This is a genomic window from uncultured Nostoc sp. (genome assembly GCF_964245445.1).
Classification (GTDB): domain Bacteria; phylum Cyanobacteriota; class Cyanobacteriia; order Cyanobacteriales; family Nostocaceae; genus Nostoc.
In genome coordinates this window covers 12,987-32,501 of the sequence record NZ_CAXTNE010000056.1, presented here as the reverse complement: position 1 = coordinate 32,501, position 19,515 = coordinate 12,987, and the positions used below count along the sequence as shown (strand labels likewise).

General features: G+C 39.2%; 21 protein-coding genes and 2 pseudogenes. 14 read left to right on the top strand and 9 right to left on the bottom strand.

The features are described from left to right. Positions 1-60 precede the first annotated feature (60 nt). Together rlmD and ACFE90_RS12560 are read left to right on the top strand one after the other, a co-directional pair. Positions 61-1,467 carry a 23S rRNA (uracil(1939)-C(5))-methyltransferase RlmD gene (gene rlmD, locus ACFE90_RS12565; protein WP_375500920.1) on the top strand — a complete coding sequence of 469 codons (1,407 nt, stop codon included), beginning with the start codon at positions 61-63 and terminating at the stop codon, positions 1,465-1,467. A 389-nt stretch (positions 1,468-1,856) separates the two neighbouring features. Further along, positions 1,857-2,306, top strand: a complete 450-nt coding sequence (locus ACFE90_RS12560; protein WP_375500918.1) for an ATP-binding protein — start codon at positions 1,857-1,859, stop codon at positions 2,304-2,306. A 79-nt stretch (positions 2,307-2,385) separates the two neighbouring features. On the opposite strand, the gene ACFE90_RS12555 is transcribed toward ACFE90_RS12560, so the two are convergent. Then, positions 2,386-2,661 carry a DUF6439 family protein gene (locus ACFE90_RS12555; RefSeq protein WP_041565907.1) on the bottom strand — a complete coding sequence of 92 codons (276 nt, stop codon included), beginning with the start codon at positions 2,659-2,661 and terminating at the stop codon, positions 2,386-2,388. 44 nt (positions 2,662-2,705) lie between these two features. On the opposite strand from ACFE90_RS12555, the gene ACFE90_RS12550 reads away from it, so the two are divergent. Continuing rightward, the gene (locus tag ACFE90_RS12550; protein ID WP_375500916.1) at positions 2,706-3,068 is read left to right on the top strand and encodes a hypothetical protein; all 363 of its coding nucleotides are present in this window, start codon (positions 2,706-2,708) and stop codon (positions 3,066-3,068) included. Between the two features lie 81 nt (positions 3,069-3,149). Continuing rightward, complete coding sequence (gene asnS / locus ACFE90_RS12545; protein ID WP_375500914.1) at positions 3,150-4,541, top strand: asparagine--tRNA ligase; 1,392 nt, start codon at positions 3,150-3,152, stop codon at positions 4,539-4,541. A gap of 242 nt (positions 4,542-4,783) precedes the next feature. Here asnS and ACFE90_RS12540 read toward each other — a convergent pair whose 3' ends face one another. From ACFE90_RS12540 to ACFE90_RS12525, 4 genes and pseudogenes are all read right to left on the bottom strand, one after another. Next, the gene (locus ACFE90_RS12540; RefSeq protein WP_375500912.1) at positions 4,784-5,203 is read right to left on the bottom strand and encodes an Rpn family recombination-promoting nuclease/putative transposase; all 420 of its coding nucleotides are present in this window, start codon (positions 5,201-5,203) and stop codon (positions 4,784-4,786) included. A gap of 163 nt (positions 5,204-5,366) precedes the next feature. Further along, a complete protein-coding gene (locus tag ACFE90_RS12535) occupies positions 5,367-5,909 on the bottom strand; it encodes an ISAs1 family transposase (protein ID WP_375500910.1) in 543 nt (180 codons plus the stop codon). Then, on the bottom strand, positions 5,906-6,286 hold the full coding sequence (locus ACFE90_RS12530; protein ID WP_375500908.1) for a hypothetical protein: 381 nt from the start codon (positions 6,284-6,286) through the stop codon (positions 5,906-5,908). Before ACFE90_RS12530 ends, ACFE90_RS12535 begins: the two co-directional genes overlap by 4 nt. Before the next feature lie 276 nt (positions 6,287-6,562). After that, a pseudogene (locus ACFE90_RS12525) lies at positions 6,563-6,808 on the bottom strand (flagellar assembly protein H); the annotation flags it as partial. Positions 6,809-7,305: 497 nt separating this feature from the next. On the opposite strand from ACFE90_RS12525, the gene ACFE90_RS12520 reads away from it, so the two are divergent. After that, positions 7,306-7,782, top strand: coding sequence for a hypothetical protein (locus tag ACFE90_RS12520; RefSeq protein ID WP_375500906.1), 477 nt, complete (start codon positions 7,306-7,308; stop codon positions 7,780-7,782). A gap of 108 nt (positions 7,783-7,890) precedes the next feature. Here the strand turns inward: ACFE90_RS12520 and ACFE90_RS12515 are convergent, their stop codons facing one another. Next, a complete protein-coding gene (locus ACFE90_RS12515) occupies positions 7,891-8,637 on the bottom strand; it encodes a hypothetical protein (RefSeq protein WP_375500904.1) in 747 nt (248 codons plus the stop codon). Next, positions 8,634-10,322: a protein kinase gene (locus ACFE90_RS12510; RefSeq protein ID WP_375500902.1), complete on the bottom strand. Its 1,689-nt coding sequence runs from the start codon at positions 10,320-10,322 to the stop codon at positions 8,634-8,636. The genes ACFE90_RS12515 and ACFE90_RS12510 overlap by 4 nt, the downstream gene beginning before the upstream one ends. Positions 10,323-10,723: 401 nt before the next feature. Here ACFE90_RS12510 and ACFE90_RS12505 point away from each other — a divergent pair, with 401 nt between their 5' ends. After that, a complete protein-coding gene (locus ACFE90_RS12505; protein ID WP_375500900.1) occupies positions 10,724-10,957 on the top strand; it encodes an NIL domain-containing protein in 234 nt (77 codons plus the stop codon). Between the two features lie 145 nt (positions 10,958-11,102). Here ACFE90_RS12505 and ACFE90_RS12500 read toward each other — a convergent pair whose 3' ends face one another. Then, positions 11,103-11,780 (bottom strand): response regulator transcription factor, encoded by a 678-nt coding sequence (locus ACFE90_RS12500; RefSeq protein WP_012407592.1) that lies wholly within the window; start codon positions 11,778-11,780, stop codon positions 11,103-11,105. A 538-nt stretch (positions 11,781-12,318) separates the two neighbouring features. Continuing rightward, the gene (locus tag ACFE90_RS12495) at positions 12,319-12,567 is read right to left on the bottom strand and encodes a hypothetical protein (protein ID WP_375500898.1); all 249 of its coding nucleotides are present in this window, start codon (positions 12,565-12,567) and stop codon (positions 12,319-12,321) included. Between the two features lie 325 nt (positions 12,568-12,892). Here ACFE90_RS12495 and groES point away from each other — a divergent pair, with 325 nt between their 5' ends. From groES to ACFE90_RS12455, 8 genes and pseudogenes are all read left to right on the top strand, one after another. Further along, the gene (groES, locus tag ACFE90_RS12490) at positions 12,893-13,204 is read left to right on the top strand and encodes a co-chaperone GroES (RefSeq protein ID WP_100898362.1); all 312 of its coding nucleotides are present in this window, start codon (positions 12,893-12,895) and stop codon (positions 13,202-13,204) included. Positions 13,205-13,306: 102 nt separating this feature from the next. Continuing rightward, complete coding sequence (groL, locus tag ACFE90_RS12485) at positions 13,307-14,941, top strand: chaperonin GroEL (RefSeq protein ID WP_375500922.1); 1,635 nt, start codon at positions 13,307-13,309, stop codon at positions 14,939-14,941. Between the two features lie 192 nt (positions 14,942-15,133). Continuing rightward, entirely contained in the window at positions 15,134-15,439 is a 306-nt protein-coding gene (locus tag ACFE90_RS12480) for a hypothetical protein (protein ID WP_375500896.1), read from the top strand. 108 nt (positions 15,440-15,547) lie between these two features. Further along, positions 15,548-16,000: pseudogene (locus ACFE90_RS12475) on the top strand (DUF4351 domain-containing protein); the annotation flags it as partial. A gap of 173 nt (positions 16,001-16,173) precedes the next feature. Next, on the top strand, positions 16,174-16,518 hold the full coding sequence (locus ACFE90_RS12470; protein ID WP_375500894.1) for a ParA family protein: 345 nt from the start codon (positions 16,174-16,176) through the stop codon (positions 16,516-16,518). After that, positions 16,497-17,159, top strand: coding sequence for a methyltransferase domain-containing protein (locus tag ACFE90_RS12465; protein ID WP_375500892.1), 663 nt, complete (start codon positions 16,497-16,499; stop codon positions 17,157-17,159). The genes ACFE90_RS12470 and ACFE90_RS12465 overlap by 22 nt, the downstream gene beginning before the upstream one ends. 66 nt (positions 17,160-17,225) lie before the next feature. Then, complete coding sequence (locus tag ACFE90_RS12460) at positions 17,226-18,164, top strand: radical SAM protein (protein WP_375500890.1); 939 nt, start codon at positions 17,226-17,228, stop codon at positions 18,162-18,164. Beyond that, the gene (locus ACFE90_RS12455; protein WP_375500888.1) at positions 18,157-19,440 is read left to right on the top strand and encodes a photosystem II assembly protein; all 1,284 of its coding nucleotides are present in this window, start codon (positions 18,157-18,159) and stop codon (positions 19,438-19,440) included. Before ACFE90_RS12460 ends, ACFE90_RS12455 begins: the two co-directional genes overlap by 8 nt. Positions 19,441-19,515 lie beyond the last annotated feature (75 nt).

The window sequence follows — 19,515 nt, the reverse complement described above, 5'->3', positions numbered from 1 at the left end:
AAGGGGAGCAGGGAAAGAAGAATTAACAACCAATGACTAATGACTAATGACTAATGACCAATGACTAAAATAATTTGGCAACAGGGTGAATTAATTGAAGTAAAGATCGCTAACCTGAGTGATACAGGCGATGGTGTGGGACGCGCTGATGAGCGTGTAGTGTTTGTCCCTGATACAGTACCAGGCGATCGCGCCACTGTCCGCTTGGTTCATGTCAAACCAAAATACGGCCACGCGAAGCTCCAAGAGCTATTGGAACCATCTCCCTACCGTATTCGACCTAGTTGTATTGTGGCGGATAAGTGCGGTGGTTGCCAGTGGCAGCATATTAATTATGATTACCAGCTAGTAGCCAAGCAAAATCAAGTTATCCAAGCTTTGGAACGCATTGGCGGTTTTGTCCAACCACCAGTAGATCCGGTACTCGCCGCCGCTTCTGCTTTAGGCTACCGTAATAAATCTACATATCCTCTGGGCATATCGGCAACGGGACAGGTACAAGCTGGTTACTACCAAAAAGGTAGTCACCAATTAATTAATTTAAATCAATGTCCAGTCCAAGACGCGCGATTAAATCCCTTACTTGCCGAAGTTAAGCAGGATATTCAACAACAAGGTTGGCGAATCTATGACGAACAGCGCCATCTTGGACAAATTCGCCATCTTGGTTTACGTATTGGCCGACACACTGGAGAAATGTTGCTGACTTTGGTGGTGAAGGACTGGAATTTATCAGGAATTGAAACCCAAGCCCAGGAATGGTTAAAGCGTTATCCGCAGTTAGTAGGAGTGTCGCTTAACCGCAATAGCGATCGCACAAATGCTATTTTTGGATTAGAAACCCGTTGCATCGCTGGAGTCCCACACCTGCGTGAAAATTTTGCTGGACTAGAATTTCAAGTGCGCCCAGATACATTTTTCCAAGTGTATACAGAAACAGCAGAGGCACTATTGCAGGTAATTCAATCAGAACTCAATCTTCAAGGGCATGAGTTGCTAGTTGATGCCTACTGTGGTATTGGAACTTTAACTTTACCCCTCGCCAAAAAAGCACGGATTGCTACAGGATTAGAAGTGCAACCAGCAGCAGTGGAACAAGCTATTTTAAATGCCCACCGCAACGGAATTGATAATGTGACATTCCAAGTCGGGGCAGTAGAGAAATTGCTTCCCAAAATGGGCACAATACCAGAAGTAGTAATACTCGATCCGCCACGTAAGGGGTGCGATCGCGCAGTCATCGATACTTTACGGCAATTGAAACCATCTCGGATCGTTTACGTCAGTTGTAAAGTAGCCACCCTCGCCCGCGACCTGAAATTGCTTTGTCAAGATGGGCGATATACTATCACACGAGTACAACCTGCTGATTTTTTTCCTCAAACTGCTCATGTTGAAGCTGCCGCCTTTCTTGTGCTATCACATTTGGACAAGGATAGTAATTCCTTTGCAAAAACTGAAATTTGAAATTTTTAGTCTGCTGCATACTAAAGATGCTAAAATTGAATTAAGGCAAAAATAAAAATTCATTTTGTTTAAATAAATTCAAGTTGCATAGGTTCTTAGAAATATGAATTGGATTGTGTAAATGACGAATCGGCAATTAACTAGAGTATGCCAATACTCCGTCAAATTAGTAGCATCTTTTTAAGTTGCTGAATTCATTATCAAAACTATTCCAGCCGTTATCTATCTAAACAATCCCACCTCATACTATAGAGCTAATGCTCCCTAGCATTTTCAAAATTTAGTTTTAAAGACGCAAGTTTGAAGGCAGCATGACCACCTCAATTTTATCAGGGTGCCTGTAATAGCAAACTGATGTCTAGCTAACTGAAAGCTATGGGGTTTCTCTTGTGATTACAATTTCACTCCGTCCAGTTGCACGTTATTGGGGCACTATTAGTTTTGCCTCAACTCTCTACCTTTGTCCAATATTAGATTTACTGTTGGCAGAAATCCCATCAAAGTTACAAGCAGAACTGCGGCTAGGACTTCAAGAAGCCCTAGTAAACGCAGCTAAACATGGCAATAATCTTGATCCAAGTAAAACAGTTGTAGTCCGTTTTTCCTTAATAGATAATCAATATTGGTGGATAATATCAGACCAGGGTAGCGGCTTTACTCCTTCATCTACTAACGAAGAAGAACCAACAGACTATTTACCACCAGATGAGTCAGAAAGTGGCCGTGGTTTATGTCTTCTGCATCAAATCTTTGATCAGGTGGAGTGGAACCGCAAAGGCACAGAATTGAGGCTTTGTAAACAAATGGAAAATCGGCCCCGTTTATCTCTGCGGCGATAAGATGGGAGTGGGAAATGGTGAGTGGGGAGTGGGGAAAGTTATTATTTCTTTGATTTTTTTATTCCATACTCCCTACTCCCTACTTCCCGTGAGTTGGACAGGGAGGTGCAGAAATGGAGCGATCTAACCAACCAATTGCCTGTTCTAATCTAGCTTGAGCTTCTTGTGGCTGATTCTTTAAAAGATACACAATAGCTGCTGCCACTTGTTCATTAGCGCGGGAATTGCGGTTAGACTTGAGGCGATGCCAATCGTTAGGGGAAATGCTTAGTCTTTCCATGAGGGCTTGAGCTAGTTCCAGAGTACTAAGTTCATTCAGTTGACTGGTTTTCGGCAGCTGGGTAGATTGGGACATAACTATTGGCACATTTGCATTTACTTCTACTTTACTACTTGTAAATGAAGCCGCCAAAACAATCACAGCCATCAGTAGAAAATCCCGAACCAGATTTTGAACAAGAACTAGAGCAAGTAGAGCGATCGCTCTTGTCCTTAAAAGAACGTTACGATCAAGTGCAACGCGATCGCCAACAACAGGCACAATGGCAACAGCGCCGGGATCAACTAAAGCACAATAAATCTCAGACACCAGAAATCAAAGCAGAGTTACGGCACATTCAACAGCAGTTGGAAAGGCTAGAACTAAACTTAGAAAGCCAGTTATTTTCTTGGCGTAGCCTCAAAAAACCTTTCTGGCAAGTCGTCCGCTTTGGTGGAATGGGCGTTATCATAGGCTGGATATTAAAGTCTTATGCTGGGTAATACCAATTTTGGATTGGGTTAAATAGTTAAGATTCTTTAATATTTTTACCTACTAAGTTGACGAAATATAAGTTGTAAAATATGGCAAATCGACGGATTGCAGAAATATTGCGAAGTGGTCAACCTGATGAGTCTCTCCAAGTGCAAGGCTGGGTGCGGACGAAGCGCGAGTCCAAAGGGTTTGCTTTTATTGAAGTAAATGACGGCTCATCACTAGCTAATTTGCAAGTCGTCATCAATCAGGATTTGCCAGATTACGAAGCTATCTTGAAAAAACTGAATACAGGTGCTGCTGTCGAAACGACAGGGGTACTAGTGGCTTCCCTTGGTAAAGGACAACGGATTGAGTTGAAAGCCGAGTCCGTGAAAGTTTTCGGTGAAGCTGATCCCGATACATATCCCCTGCAAAAGAAACGCCATTCCTTTGAGTTTCTGCGAACCATTGGACATTTGCGATCGCGTACCAATTCCTTTGGTGCAGTTTTCCGCGTCAGAAATGCTTGTTCGACAGCAATTCACCAATTTTTCCAAGAAAGAGGCTTTTTGTGGGTACACACACCCATCATCACTGCTAGCGATTGCGAAGGCGCGGGTGAACTGTTTAGCGTTACCAGTTTCGATTTAAAGAATATTCCCCGCACAGAAAACCAAGCAGTAGATTACAGCCAAGACTTTTTTGCTAAACCTACATATTTAACAGTTAGCGGCCAGTTAGAAGCGGAAGTGATGGCGATGGCGTTTAGCAATGTTTACACCTTTGGCCCTACCTTCCGTGCAGAAAATTCCAACACTTCCCGCCACCTAGCAGAATTTTGGATGGTTGAGCCAGAAATGGCTTTTTGTGACTTAGAAGGCGATATGGATTTAGCTGAGGCGTTTCTCAAACACATTTTTAAATATGTGTTGGAAACTTGCCCAGAAGATATGGAATTTTTCAATGAACGCATTGATAAATCTGTGTTGGCAACAGCTGAAAATATTATTAATAATCAGTTTGAACGCTTAACTTACACAGAAGCTATCAAACTTTTAGAAAAAGCTGATGTTAAATTTGAATATCCTGTGAGTTGGGGTTTAGATTTACAATCAGAACACGAACGCTACTTGGCTGAACAACTATTTAAAAAGCCTGCGATCATTACAGATTATCCAGCGCAAATCAAAGCGTTTTATATGCGTTTAAACGACGATGAAAAAACCGTCCGCGCAATGGATATTCTCGCACCGAAAATTGGCGAAATTGTTGGTGGTTCACAGCGCGAAGAACGCCTAGAAGTATTAGAACGCCGGGTGTTAGCGCAAGGATTAAACCCAGAAGACTTGTGGTGGTATCTTGATTTGCGTCGTTATGGTACTGTCCCCCACGCTGGTTTTGGGTTAGGTTTTGAACGACTTGTGCAATTTATAACTGGTATGGGAAATATTCGTGATGTGATTCCGTTCCCGCGTACACCACAAAGTGCTGAGTTTTAGTTAGAGAATTTTAAAACCAGGCGATTAAAAATCGTGTCTACACAAACCAATCCGTCTGCGCGGACTAATAAAAACTTTAAAACTCGCATTCGCGGGTTTTGCTTGTATAGCCGTGTATTTTCTAAAGCGATTAGTTATAGCAAAAGCCTTGGTGGTTAGGACATCAACAGATGAAAAAACTTGACACAAAAAGACTTTTCACCCAGTCCTCAGTCCCTAGTCCCCAGTCGCTTGCTATAGAATTAAGAATTTTGAATCTCCTCTTGTAAAACTTGAACTTGCTCAATAGATAATTCAGTAACTTGAGCAATTTGCTCTAAACTCATTCCAATTCGCAACAAATTTAAAGCCAACTTTCTTGTTGTTTCTGCTTTACCTTTGGCTTCGCCTTTCGCTTCGCCTTTGGCTTCGCCTTTCGCTTCGCCTTCTTCTAGGATTTGTTGATAAATGACTGATTCGCGCATAATCTCACTCCTTAAAATCTTGCTAATTACATTTTTATTTAACACCAGACCTGCTAAAATGCCACTGGCAGCAGCTATATTTCTTTGTAGCTGGCGATCGCTAATTGCTTCAACTGCTTTGGCTACTTGGGTTAATACCATTGTAGGATCGTTTGTCTGACTTAGCACGGCAAAGGGTAATAGACCTGGAATACTCATAAACCTGTCTGTTGGTTGTTCCCACAGGCGTATTACTTCAAACTGATGGTAAGTGTTGTTTAATCTAAAAGTGTTTTCACTGACTAATTGTGAACTTGTCTTTCTCAAATAGATTACTATTTGACGCATTTCTTTGTGAGGAAACCGACGATAAACCCCAGGGCTATTTCATTCTAAAAAGCTGCTTGAGTGTGTATAGTCCAAAAGAACATAAACGTTGAGCTTGTGCCATATTTTTAAACATATTGTTTCGGTATAAATTGAGTGAAAAATTGCGAGTAAGCGCAAAAATCTGAGGTAAGGGTGTAGTGCGAATTCTGGATGCATCTTCACCTTGGGTAACGTCCCGAACGTAATGGACTTTATTCTCAACACCCCAATATCCTCTGATTCGTTCAGCTATTTGTTGAGCCGTTTCATTTAGAGATGAAATGTAATAACGAGTCTCAGTAGTTACTTCGATTACATTGTGTGTGAAAACCTGACGTTCTGATTTGACTTGAATCAAAGTGGTAAGTCCAGGCCAAGGACGAATACCATCAAGATTTTGACAAATACTGACATGGCGCTTTTCGATTCGACCATGACCTTTGTTTATCTGCTCAAAAGAAAATTCCGGTGTAAAATTTGTTTTGACATCTTTGAATAAACTAGGTTGGTTCCCTTTTAAAGCAGCAATATAATCATTGCCACTGTTGATGATCAACTCACAAGTTTTTTTTGTGTATTAATAGCATCAAAGGCAAAAACTACTCCCCTGAGAGCCAGTTTCTCAATCAACTCAGGTAGTGCCTTTATTTCGTTGGTTTTGGCATCAACTTCAAACGGTTCTAAAATCAATCCTCGCTCTACAAGGTAAGCACTGACCAACATAATTGCTGGGTGGGAATCAGAATGTGGATTATCATTTTCTACTTGATATGAGCCTTTGAGGACTTTACCATCCATACCAACAGTTTCTCCAGGCAGTGGTTTGATGTCAAAGAAATTCGCAAGGCATATGGAATACTCCTCGTAATTTATGTGTAATAAATTACGACGGACTGGACTGTAAGAAGGAAGCCTATTCTTTGTGGGTTTCACTCTTGTCTATTAACTCCTCACGGTAGCTTGAAATCCAATCTCCAATTGCTAGAAATCCTTTATTGCCTGCGGCGATGCCTACGGCGGGCTGCGCCTACGCCAATGTGAACAGCGCAAGACATAATGGTAGAGTATGTCGCTGTCCTGCTCGGCGACGGGGGTCTTCTAGACCTGCAAAAGCTTTGATAATTTCGATTTCAGACACGGTAGTAGATGCTTGAAGTAGAACTGGCGTTGAATCTTACCATATTGCGTCTACATTTAGAATGAAATAGCCCTGCGATAAACCCTAACTCGATAATCTAACATCCGAAAGGGGATATCTTCATCAGGGTCGGTTTGAAATTCGGTATGCAGAACTAAGTCATCTGATTGTAATAGTATTAGCGAGTCAGCACGAATCGGTTCGTTTGATAATTCTGTGGGGCTTAGTTCTGTTAATTTAATTGGTGAACCTAGAAACCATGTTGCTAAGTCATCTTTGAAGTTTTCAGCAATGAATTTGCAAATGTTGTCATACATAGTGATTACAATCGAAACTATTTATTTTTTTTGAACTTAAGGATGTTTAACTTCTACCTACTTACTTGATTACTTTACTTTTCTTCATTCTCTACATATCTTTACTATCTCTTATTCACTATTACTCACTATTACCTTACTAAAATATGTTTAATAAATTTACTACTATCTTTGGTTTCCTTTTAATTATTACCGGGTTCTCCAGCCTACAATTTATTCATATAGAGGATTACTATATTTTTATGTAGGTTGTTCAACTTAGTATTACTATGGTTACTCACAATTCTAATGATGACTAGAACTGATGTATCTAAATGATGTATCTAACTACATACATAATTTGCTATAATCCTTTTTAATGAGTAGACACAAATTTATTGAATGGCTTTTGAAGAGAAATTAGGGATTTTTAATTATGCTTTGGTTGGGTTTCCTTGCGTCAACCCAAATGTTTTACTATATTATATTGTTTGAAGGTTCAAATATTACTGAAAGCTATGCCTGAAGAAAACTATATTACATATCTCCAAAATCTGTCTTCATTCGAGCGTGAACAAGAAGTTAACAATAAGATAGGTGACGTAATACAACAAATTCTAGATGACGAAATAGTGATTTCTATACGCAATGAACTACCAGGCGTTGATTATAGTAGTTGGGAAGTCGTTGATTTCAAAATATCTGAGCCAAACTTGGAAGAAGATAGCTGTACTTTAGGATTGACCTTTGAAATTAAAGGAGAACAGGATGAAGATAGCGGCTATCTTGCAGATACTATAAATGGAGAAGCAGAAGCAGTTATAGATGAGTTGGGAAATGTAATATTTCGTAATATTGATCCTGATATTGCATTTGATAGCTATGAAGATAATGACTATGATGATGATATCGATCCTGATGACGAACCTGATGATAATCCTGATGATGCACCTGATGACGAACCTGATGATAGTCCTGACAATGAACCTTTTTGATCATCATCAAGAGTTGTGCTTTAAGTAGGTTACTAGAGAAACCCAGCAGGAACTTGAAAATCTTGGGTTTTCTTGCACCAAACCAACCTACTACTAAATTACAAAAACCTAATTACCAAGTAATTCTTGTCTACGTCGTTCCTGTTCCTGTTGCTGAACCCTTGCACGTGCTTCCCGATATTCTTCTACTGCTTTTTCAGAGTCATTATTTAGTGACCGTATCAATTGGCTTGCTTCATCGTCATCCCCTAAAAGAGAAATCACTTCTCTTCTTTGTGGTTTATCAAGTTTAATAAACCATTCGATAAAAGCTTTTAAAATTGTCTCTTGTGAACCTGATACTTCGTCATGAGCTACAACACAAGAAGGGCAAACATATGGTAAGTAGTGTGATCTTGAATACCAATCAGACCTATATTTACTATTTGTGTAGTTAGAAATCATTCTGCTCATGTTGCATACGTCACTAGAGGGATTATTAGAAATAATACAGTCTAACAACTGCCTCTTGTAAGCATAATGACTAAAGGTGCTTGCTAGTTGTCCAACAGCTACAGAACCAGGATAACCTGGCAGTATTTCTCCTGTTGAAGCGAGTTCAGTAAATTTATCCAAAATTAAGGAGTAATGATATCGAGAGTAGATACATTCTTCTAAATCACTATTAAACCACTGAGCGACATTTAATAACATTTGTTGATAGTATTTTTTAGAAGACACATCCTTCTGACAACTTTCAGCCACCTCAGCTAGTGTCTTCATATTAACCTGTGCATCACTTCTCATTGGCGTTAAAAACAAAGCCGAGCTAGTCACAAATAAAGCAATTAAACCTTTGACTGTGAATTTTATCATTGATTTCCCTCTCTAATTACTTGTTCTAATTCATCGGAAGATTTAGGCATGGTATATGTAGTTTCCCAAGGTTTAGCAGCATTAACTACATTATTATTTGCACGTTGTATATTTTTTGGTTTCTTCCTTGTAACTTTTCCTTTAGTAGATAATTGTCGTTTCTTTGGAACTGTCACAATTGTTGTTTGTGATTTTTTTCGCAAAGCTTGTTTAGCATTTTCAGCTTGTATGGTTGCTTGTCTTTTTTGTTTCTCTCGCAGTGCAGCTTGTTCTTTCAGTTGTGCCAATATAGCAGCCTCAAGTTCTCTTTTCTCTGTCTCAGCTTCTCGTTCTTTCTCTGCTTCTTTAGCTGCTCTTTCTTTTCTAATAGCTGATTGTCTCTCCTGTTCAGCTTTCAAAGCAGCTTGACGTTTTTGTTTTTCTATTTCTTCCCTTCTCGCTTTTTCAGCTTCCACGTCTTCAGATGAAACTACATTTACCGGACTTGGTTTAATTTGTGGTTTAGCTGGAGTAGATTTAGAAATGGGAATAACTGGTGATGAATTAGAAATACTAGGACTAATAGGTGTTGTGTCTACATTTTTAAAAACATCTTGATTATTATTTTGATTTAATACATAAATAATAGAACGAGCTAAAAAGAAACCAATCATTAATGTCCACCAGTTAAAACTTTTTTGAGTTTGTTTAGCCGTTGTTGTGACTGGTTTACCTGGACTAACTGCAACAGTCCCAGAAACACTATTCTTAGATTGACTCTTTGTAGTGTTTTTGAAAATATGAATTTGATTTAATCCTTGTTCAATGTCCTTTAATTTCTGTAAAATAACTCCGGTATTTTCAGGACGCTGATTTGCAGTATAAGCCATCAAATGGTCGATTAAGTCTGCTAAAAAAGGAGAAATGTTAACTGCATAGTTTCGCCAATGCAACTCATTAGTCAGAGGATCATAAATAGCTTTATCCTGGGGTTCTTTACCTGTAAGCAAAAAAATAAATGTCCGTCCCAACGCAAAAAAGTCTGACTGTTGTACCGAATAACCGTTTTGTTGTTCTGGTGGTGAATAACCTTGAGAAATAATCCTGGTATGGGAATTTCCCGCCAAAATTGTTGTAGTAATTTGTCGCACTGCGCCAAAATCAATTAACACAAGTTGCCCGCTTGGTCGCAACATGATATTCTGAGGCTTAATATCACGGTGAAAATATTGATGAGCGTGTACTAAAGCAAGAATTTCTACAAGTTGCTTGAGCCAATTGAGAGCTTGAGCTTCAGAAAGACGTTGATAATTACGAAATTCCATCCACTGCTCTAAATTTACGCCTTCAATTTTCTCCATTGCTAAACAGTGCAATGGTACAAAGCTATTTTTAGGTAAAACAGTAAAATAACCATCTGGTTCTACCTTGGGAATACCCGCACTGTTTAGCTGACTCAAAACCTTTGCTTCCTGCTGAAACAGTTCAATAGCTTTGGGGTTCTTCTCAGTCAGCACCTTTAAAACTTTAGTTTTCCCACACTCGTCAACTTCAAAAGTGTTACCAAAGCCACCTTGTCCTAGTTGTTTGAGTACCCGATAGCGACCTTGCAACAGCATTTCTGACCCACAGTTACGGCAAATAAGGTTGTTTGCATTCACTGGGTCAACAGGTTTTGGACAATGGGGATTTATACAATAGGTCATTACACAGAAGTAAATATCCTAAAGAATCGATTTTTATTGATATTTAAACAGAGCGCTAAACCTATTAAGGTTCTATTAGTAGAGTTCCCTAAAATTTTGACAAAGTAACATATATAGCATTTATCAGTTAAGTATTAAATTTTATATACATAAATTAGGGTTACAACAATTGTTGTAACCCTACAGATTGGCTATATTCAATTTGCTCGAAAAGCACTATAGAATAACAATTAACCTCATAACTACCGAATTAGGAGCAATTTTTCACATTTACTATATCTAGATTAATGGTTTGCAAAAGCAAATACTTTCTTGCTTGCCTGCGTGGGATAAGTGACGCTAGTGTTAAAAGAATTGTGCAAAGTAAAACCCTCATCCTAGAAGTCGAGTAGGAAGCTAGAATGGCAATTCCAAATAAACAAGTAAAATCTAATACTGATATTTTAGATAATAGACGCACCCAAACTCGTATCCAAGTTCACATTCCTAAAAACTTCCATGAGGAACCAGTCATTTCACGACTGGTTTCTCACTATGGCATCACAGTGATTATTGCTGATGCTCAGGTAAGCGCAAACGTGCCACAATATAGCTGCTTCGTATCTGGAACTGCGAGGTACTGTTTCTCAGATTGAAAGCGCCCTAACTTACCTGGATGAACTGGATTTAGAAGTTTTGCACCAATCCAGCCCTGAAGAAGATGGTTGGTAGATTTAGTTAGGAGTTAGGAGTTAGGAGTTAAAAAATTCATAACTCCTAACTTTGAACTCTTAACTTTATTTAAGCCATTTGATTTTCAATCGCCCACCGCGCTAATTCAGTGCGGTTGTGAAGATTGGTTTTGCCCAACATATTGGACACATGGCTTTCAACCGTGCGCTGACTAACATTTAGTTCTTCAGCAATTTCCCGGTTAGCTAAACCCCTAGCGACAAACTGGACTACTTTCAGTTCGGTTGGGGTTAATTGCACATCGAAGGGAACCTGGATACGGGAACCGTTTTCGCCTCCTTTTGCTTGGTGTTCTTTCCAACGGATAGTTTGTTTCAGCGAGGATTCAACTTGCGCTACGAGTTCTTCTGGTTCAAAGGGTTTGACCATATAAACATCAGCACCTTTATTCAGACCCTTAACTCGGTCTGCACTTTGTCCCTTAGCTGAAAGGAAAAGAACCGGAATCCAGCTGGTGCGTTCGTTTTGCCGGACTTGTTCCACAAAAGTATATCCGTCCATTTCCGGCATCATCACGTCGCAGATAATCATGTCTGGGACATCTTGCTCTAAAATTTCCAGAGCTTCACGTCCATTTTCGGCGGTGATGACTTCGTATCCCCGGAATTCTAAGTAATCCTTCACCAGCAAGATGAGGTTAGGGTCATCATCAATCAATAGAAGTCGTTTGTGATCTTTCATGCTGGGCTCTTTCATAGCAGTGGCACTTGTCGCGCTTCGGTCCATCAAAGTCTTGAATATTTATCCTCTATGGTGGGTTATTTTGAGATGTTGTCCTTTTTCCTACTTAACTTGCCTTTGCTGTCTCGAAGTCTCAAAAATGCCGAGCACTTTCAAGAGACTATTAGCTGGATAGCAAAAGTCCAGCAAGGATACGTATAGCAGTAGTATCTATAATGCGCTATTATATATCGCATTGAAAGTGGCGGGCGAAAAAACACTGATTAAATAATAATCCTTCTGACTCACAAGTAAGTATTGGCTTAAAGATGACCCTACCTCAAAACCAACCCGCACTTTCTTAAAGCTTACTGCTGTACCATATCCTTCGATTGTTAAGCCTCTATGAGGTGTTCACAAGAAACTAGGGAAGTTTCTGGCAAAGGATGGATTAAAAGTGCATATTCTTCTACCACCTTATTGCCTATTTACGTGTTCCTGGATGATCCGCAGGGTAACTTCCGGGCTTGCTTGGCGATATCAGACACCATCAGGGTAAACTACCATTATGAGTCCAGAACAACAAACGCGCAAGCACTTGGTTTTAGTTGTAGACGCAAATGGGATGACTCTGTTGCGGCTCATCAAATTTTAACTCTTTAAGTCGCTTTTTTAAGTATTCCCAGGATTCCAGACTAGCTCGTTTTGAGCAGCAGTTAGCAATTGTCTGGTCAGCGCAAATAAAAATGTGTCGCTGAATTTTTGCAAGTCCTAAAGTTTCTACACAATTACTCAGGGCTTTACGTTCTAGAAACTTAGTGGCTTTGGGGATTTGATGGCTAGACTGAATCACTGTATTTTTACTTATCGAGCGGCTCCCTGATTAGAGTTCTATAACAATTTCCAAGCTTTGCAAATAAAGTTGAATGAGAAGGGGAGTAGGGAGTGAGGAATGGGGGAAGAATTCTTATAACTCCTAACTCTTTGCTCCCTACTCTCTTCGTAACTTACGGAACAAAACCCGAAAGGTAAAAATAATTAAGCATTTATACTTAAGCACATCACTCAGCCTCTAGTTCGGGAACCCGTACTCAAAGAATTCTTGCCATTGGACGCTACTTTTCGGTAGATTAGCACTCAGGAGTTGAGAGTGCTAAACTCTAAAGGAAAGAAATAATATGGCAGCTTTATCTCTAAGCGTTTCTACAGTTAAGCCTTTAGGCGATCGCGTTTTCGTAAAAGTGAACGCCTCTGAGGAAAAGACCGCAGGTGGTCTGTATTTGCCCGATACTGCAAAGGAAAAGCCCCAGGTAGGGGAAGTAGTGGCTCTTGGCCCTGGCAAGCGCAATGACGACGGAAACCGTCAGGAATTGGAAATTAAAGTCGGCGATAAGGTGCTGTACTCGAAGTACGCTGGCACTGACATCAAACTCGGCACCGAAGAATATGTACTGCTTTCTGAAAAAGATATTTTAGCAGTCGTTATCTAGTGGTCATTAGTCATTGGTCATTAGTCATTAGCCAATGACAAAGGACAAATGACAAATGACGAAGAACAAAAGACAAATGACAAAGGACAACTAACAATAATTATGGCAAAGCGCATTATCTACAACGAAAACGCCCGTCGCGCCTTGGAACGAGGCATTGACATCCTGGCTGAGGCTGTAGCTGTTACCCTTGGCCCCAAAGGTCGTAACGTAGTCCTAGAAAAGAAATTTGGCGCACCGCAAATTGTTAATGACGGTGTAACGATCGCCAAAGAAATCGAATTAGAAGACCATATTGAAAACACTGGTGTAGCTCTGATTCGTCAAGCTGCTTCTAAGACCAATGATGCTGCGGGCGATGGCACCACCACTGCTACCGTTTTAGCTCATGCGATCGTCAAAGAAGGCTTGCGGAACGTTGCAGCTGGTGCTAACGCAATTTCCCTGAAGCGCGGTATTGACAAAGCTACTGCCTTCTTGGTAGAAAAAATTGCTGAACACGCCCGTCCAGTGGAAGATTCCAAAGCCATTGCCCAAGTTGGTGCGATCTCGGCTGGTAATGACGAAGAAGTTGGTCAAATGATTGCCCAAGCAATGGACAAGGTAGGCAAGGAAGGCGTAATTTCCCTAGAAGAAGGGAAATCTATGTTTACCGAGTTGGAAATCACTGAAGGGATGCGCTTTGACAAAGGCTACATCTCTCCCTATTTCGCTACCGATGCTGAACGGATGGAAGCGGTTTTTGATGAGCCATTCCTACTGCTGACTGATAAGAAAATCGCTTTGGTACAAGACCTTGTACCAGTATTAGAGCAAGTAGCTCGTGCTGGTCGTCCTTTGGTGATTATCGCCGAAGATATTGAAAAAGAAGCTTTGGCAACTTTGGTAGTAAACCGTTTGCGCGGTGTACTCAACGTGGCTGCTGTTAAGGCTCCTGGCTTTGGCGATCGCCGCAAAGCACTACTAGAAGACATCGCTGTTTTAACTGGTGGTCAACTGGTTACTGAAGATGCTGGTTTGAAGCTAGATAACACCAAGCTGGATAGCCTGGGTAAAGCTCGCCGGATCACCATTACCAAGGACAGCACTACAATTGTTGCCGAAGGTAACGAAGTTGCAGTTAAGGCTCGTGTCGAACAGATTCGTCGTCAAATTGATGAAACCGAATCTTCTTACGACAAAGAGAAACTGCAAGAGCGTCTTGCTAAACTCTCTGGTGGTGTCGCTGTGGTGAAAGTGGGTGCAGCGACCGAAACCGAAATGAAAGACAAGAAACTGCGCCTAGAAGACGCTATCAACGCCACCAAAGCTGCTGTGGAAGAAGGTATCGTTCCTGGCGGTGGTACAACTCTGGCTCATCTTGCTCCTGAATTGGAAGAGTGGGCAAAGAGCAACCTTAAGGATGAAGAGTTGATTGGTGCTTTGATTGTTGTTCGCGCCTTACCTGCACCTCTGAAGCGGATTGCTGAAAATGCTGGTCAGAATGGTGCCGTTATTGCTGAACGCGTCAAAGAGAAGGATTTCAACATTGGCTACAACGCTGCGACAAACGAATTCGTCGATTTGTTAGCTGCTGGTATTGTTGACCCTGCCAAAGTGACTCGTTCTGCTCTGCAAAACGCTGCTTCTATCGCTGGTATGGTGTTGACAACCGAATGTATTATAGTTGACAAGCCTGAGCCTAAAGATAGCGCTCCTGCTGGCGCTGGTGCTGGTGGCGGCGACTTCGATTACTAATACTTTGTAGTTACATAATTTGTAAAATAGCTGCTTCCCTTGTGGAGGCGGCTGTTTTTTGTTTGAACCGCGTTTGGTTGATGAAGCTGTTGCCGGAGGCTAGGGGCGCAAAAATAGTAGTACAAATATTCTGCTAATGAATGAACAGTATAAAAATAACAGTTATAATATGAATATTTAATGACATTCACCATGAATTACATCTTAGAAACACAAGCAAGTTATGCTAGGAAAAATATTGCTCAAAGACTAGAAGATTGTAGTGATGCAGTTGATAATGATAAAAGCCTAAGTTCAGATATAAAAGATCAGCTTGTTTTTTTAATATCTGCTGATGCTTGTGAATTAACATCTATTACAAGTAAGTTTAGACAGCAATTGTTAATAAGTCCCTATATACATCCCGAAGTGGAAAGAAGAATACGATTGTTAGACATATCTATCCAACATTGGGCAAGATTATTGAATATTAATACCTTATTTTTGTGCAATTTTTAGACATTTAAATAGTTTATTTATTACTATTTTTTATTTGTAAAAGCAGCTAATTTTATCAAAAACTAGCCGCTTTTTGTAATTTTTATAAACTCAAGTAATTTCCTTGGCGTGCTTTGTGTTTGGGAGCAAGATTCAACACTATTTTTAGTTAATCCGGCGCTGTTACCTTTAGCAAGTTTGACGCGAACTGACTCGCCACAAACTTTACTGGCACAAGTGGCTGAACAAGTCGCTACAATTCCAAATAGGGAGGAGCGACAAAATATCGCGGGTTGTGTAGAAATTCTGGCGGGTTTGCGGTTTGATAAGGATTTGGTTCGGCAATTTTTACGGGAGGATATTATGAAAGAATCTGTAATTTATCAAGATATCGTTCAAAAGGAAGCGTTTAAATTGATTAGTCGTCAGCTTAAACGGCGTTTTGGTGATATTGATGCATCATTAGTTGAGCAGGTTCGGAATTTATCTGCTGAACAGTTAGAGGAATTGGGAGAGGAACTGCTTGATTTTTCTGAAATTGCTGATTTGGTAGCTTGGTTAGATCAGCAGGAGAGAGACTAAAAATTTTACAGAAGTATATTATTAAATAGTCTGTAATTTATCAAGATATTTTGCAGCAATAAAACTAGGTTAATAAACTATAACCTGATGTCTACTAAATCAGCATTTTGAAGAAATTGACGCATCCTTAATCTAACAAGTATAATCAGGTACAAAACACTAGATTAGAAAAGATGACTAGCAATAAAACTAAAGTGATTTCAATTTTTAACAATAAAGGCGGTGTTGGCAAAACTATTATTACATGGAATTTAGGAGATGCGCTTGCACGAAGAGGCAAAAAAGTGCTGTTAATAGATTTTGATCCACAATCAAATCTTTCAATAGCAATGTTAGGTGATCGATTTACAAATATTTTACCAAGCCCAGAAAATCCTTATGGAACTACTATAAGAGCATATCTACAAAGGTTTTTACAAAATGAAGGTACATTACAGTTATATAAACATAAAGGATACAGAACTAGCAATAATGTTGATTTAATTGCTAGTGATGCTTGGTTATCTTGGAAGGATTAGGTGAAAATTCACAACTCGTAGCAGCAGATATTGGCGCAGGTACAGGAATTGCTTCAAGACTGTTAGCTGAACGAGGGGTTAATGTCATAGCCATAGAACCAAACGCGGCGATGCGAGAAGCTGCTGAATTACATCCTTTGATAGAGTTTCGTAATGGAACAGCAGAATTTACCCAACTACCTGATAATTCAGTTGATTTAGTTACTTGTTTTCAAGCTTTTCACTGGTTCAATCCCGAACCAACTTTATTGGAATTTCACCGCATTTTAAAACCATCAGCACGCTTGGCTGTGGTGTGGAATAACCGCGATCAAGAAGATGCGTTAACTACAGAATATAGCCGAATAGTCCGCGAAGCATCTAATAATCACCCAGCAGAATCTAGAATGCAGTCGGTAGAGCCACTGTTAGTAAGTCCCCATTTTATTAACATCCACGAATATAATTTTACTTATAGACAACAGTTAGATTTAACTGGACTTATTGGACGAGCAATGAGTGTTTCTTACCTCCCGCGTGAAGGCTTGGGATATGAACAGCTTATTGATAGGTTTCAAGAATTATATCAGCACTTTCGTGATGAGAGTGGTTTTGTCTATATGGTCTATCGCACTAGCGTACACCTTGCTGAAGTAATTTAAAAATAAAAATGGGAATCATAAGAAGTAGGGTGCGTTAATTCCCTCTCAAGAAATATCAGGATTCACATGGCACAACCAAAATATGAAGGTTATTGCGAATGCATTCCTACCAAATTAGTTAGAGAAAAATTTGGAGATGTCAATGTTTATGCCCAAAATGCTAAATCACTCTTAACAAAAGCTACTGGTTTTATTGGTAATTATGATTTTACTCTAAATCCTTATAGGGGATGTCAATACGGTTGTAGTTATTGCTATGCTGCTGCATTTACTCCTAATGCTCAAATGCGCCAAGACTGGGGTAAATGGGTAATTTTTAAAGAAAACTCTGCTGAGATTTTAGCGAAAGAATTAAAAAAATGGTATGAAAAAAATCCCCAGACTCCTCCTAGTATATATATGAGTAGCGTTACCGATCCTTATCAACCACTTGAGTCTAAACATCAATTGACTCGTCGGTTGTTGGAGGTAATGCTTGATGTGGGGATTAACGGTTATCCAACTCCAACTTTGGTAATTCAAACTCGTAGCCCAATTATTATTAGAGACATTGATTATTTACAACGATTTAAGCGATTGCGAATTAATATGAGCATTCCCACTGGGAGTGAATTAGTGAGGAAAGATTTTGAACCGCGATCGCCTAGTATTAAAGCTAGACTAAATGCTATCATTAAAATTAAACAAAGTATTGATTATTACAAAGGTTTTCTTCCTAAAATTTCTATCACTATTACCCCTTTACTTCCTACTTTACCAACTGATGAAGCTGCTTTTATTGAAAAACTAGCTATCGCCGATAGAATTGTAATTCAAACTTTTCATACTAGGGATAATCGTTCTCTTATAGCATCAACTCGCCAAGAAGCTGAAGAAATTAAGCAAAAATACGCTTGGTGGTATGAGGATGAGAAATTAAGCTATATGAAATTTAAGGAAAAGTTAGTTTCTCGGCTTCCAGGTATAGAAGTTATGGAAGGGAAAAAGGGATTTGGTTATGAATAATCCTATCGAAAATTGGTGGCGAAGTCAGCAGTTAAAATTATCTTTAAAACGCGGGGATATCCGACGTGCAGTCCAACTCTTACAAGAGATACAAAAATCAGGTGCAAGATTCTCATGGTTAGAAAAACTATTTAGGGATAAACTTAAACTTGAACGTCATTTCCAAGAATACAAACTACAAACAGAAACTTTAAGTAAACAACTAACAGAAGCATCCCAGCAAAAAGATAATCTCATATTAATACCAGATGAGGAATTTGTTAAATATATCTATAAAGTTTTTAAGTTAATACAGCACGATGAATATAAATTGCAATCCACTGGTATTGATGAACGGATATTTGATGATTTTGAATCAAGTTTAGTTGAATATCTTAAAGAAGAATTTAGTAGAATTCCTGATAAACAGTTATTTATTAAGTTAGAAGACGCTTTTGAGGATATTAATAACTTAAAAATTGGACAAGACCCAGACTACCGTTTTAGTCTAACTCCTCATGTCTACTTTATGAAGTATTTTTTAGAAAATGTATATTGTATATATTTAGCTTGGTTTCTCATTTACCAGGATGCTTTACTACCGAGTAAGGTTAATATCCTTGATATTGCAGCAGGCCCAGGAACAGTTGCTTATGGTTTAGCTTTATTTCTTCAAAGTAGTAGCGGTTTTTTTCATATCCCGCAAATGCACATATCTTACTACTCTTTAGAAAAACAAGATGCCTTCCAGTTTCGTGGACTTCAGTTTTGGCGACGATATATAGAGTCGCGTCTAACTCCAGTGAATGCTTTCTTCCGCTTTGTTACTACTGATATTTTTACTTGGAAAACTCAATCGAATAATCTACCCAAAGACTTTTTCGACTTTATTGTAATTTCCCACTGCTTTTTTATAGATAAAGCCAAGAGGGTTGAAGCTAATAATACTTACAAGCAAATATTTGCCACTAGCTTAAAAAACTCAGGTTATGTTCTGCTAATTGTGCAAGATAAAAAATTATTTAAAATTTATGATGTTCACCAAGTTGAAAACCAAGAACAGGAAAACAATGTAGTGAATAAATTTCTGGCAGAATTGGGATTAAAGTTAGTCTGCTATAAATATCTAACCTCAACAGGTTCAAGAATACCTTTGTCCGGTGTTAAATTTGGTAAGTTTGCTCGAGAAAAATTACCAAAACAAGTGTATATGAGTCCAATACTCCAACAGTATTTTGGTCAGAAGCATCAGTTACACTATACATTAGACGATTATGTAATCTTGGCAATAAAATAATGAGAAATTTCAGGTAAAGTAGCAGAGAATGTATGAAATAAATATAAGGTATGTGAACTTTAATCTTAATTTATA

What these genes read in the sequence shown, in the direction of transcription:
- rlmD (WP_375500920.1), top strand. Translation starts at nt 61, where the DNA reads ATGACTAAAATAATTTGGCAACAGGGTGAATTAATTGAAGTAAAGATC.
- ACFE90_RS12555 (WP_041565907.1), bottom strand. Translation starts at nt 2,661, where the DNA reads ATGTCCCAATCTACCCAGCTGCCGAAAACCAGTCAACTGAATGAACTT.
- ACFE90_RS12550 (WP_375500916.1), top strand. Translation starts at nt 2,706, where the DNA reads ATGAAGCCGCCAAAACAATCACAGCCATCAGTAGAAAATCCCGAACCA.
- asnS (WP_375500914.1), top strand. Translation starts at nt 3,150, where the DNA reads ATGGCAAATCGACGGATTGCAGAAATATTGCGAAGTGGTCAACCTGAT.
- ACFE90_RS12540 (WP_375500912.1), bottom strand. Translation starts at nt 5,203, where the DNA reads ATGAGTATTCCAGGTCTATTACCCTTTGCCGTGCTAAGTCAGACAAAC.
- ACFE90_RS12520 (WP_375500906.1), top strand. Translation starts at nt 7,306, where the DNA reads ATGCCTGAAGAAAACTATATTACATATCTCCAAAATCTGTCTTCATTC.
- ACFE90_RS12515 (WP_375500904.1), bottom strand. Translation starts at nt 8,637, where the DNA reads ATGATAAAATTCACAGTCAAAGGTTTAATTGCTTTATTTGTGACTAGC.
- ACFE90_RS12510 (WP_375500902.1), bottom strand. Translation starts at nt 10,322, where the DNA reads ATGACCTATTGTATAAATCCCCATTGTCCAAAACCTGTTGACCCAGTG.
- ACFE90_RS12505 (WP_375500900.1), top strand. Translation starts at nt 10,724, where the DNA reads ATGGCAATTCCAAATAAACAAGTAAAATCTAATACTGATATTTTAGAT.
- ACFE90_RS12500 (WP_012407592.1), bottom strand. Translation starts at nt 11,780, where the DNA reads ATGGACCGAAGCGCGACAAGTGCCACTGCTATGAAAGAGCCCAGCATG.
- groES (WP_100898362.1), top strand. Translation starts at nt 12,893, where the DNA reads ATGGCAGCTTTATCTCTAAGCGTTTCTACAGTTAAGCCTTTAGGCGAT.
- groL (WP_375500922.1), top strand. Translation starts at nt 13,307, where the DNA reads ATGGCAAAGCGCATTATCTACAACGAAAACGCCCGTCGCGCCTTGGAA.
- ACFE90_RS12480 (WP_375500896.1), top strand. Translation starts at nt 15,134, where the DNA reads ATGAATTACATCTTAGAAACACAAGCAAGTTATGCTAGGAAAAATATT.
- ACFE90_RS12470 (WP_375500894.1), top strand. Translation starts at nt 16,174, where the DNA reads ATGACTAGCAATAAAACTAAAGTGATTTCAATTTTTAACAATAAAGGC.
- ACFE90_RS12460 (WP_375500890.1), top strand. Translation starts at nt 17,226, where the DNA reads ATGGCACAACCAAAATATGAAGGTTATTGCGAATGCATTCCTACCAAA.
- ACFE90_RS12455 (WP_375500888.1), top strand. Translation starts at nt 18,157, where the DNA reads ATGAATAATCCTATCGAAAATTGGTGGCGAAGTCAGCAGTTAAAATTA.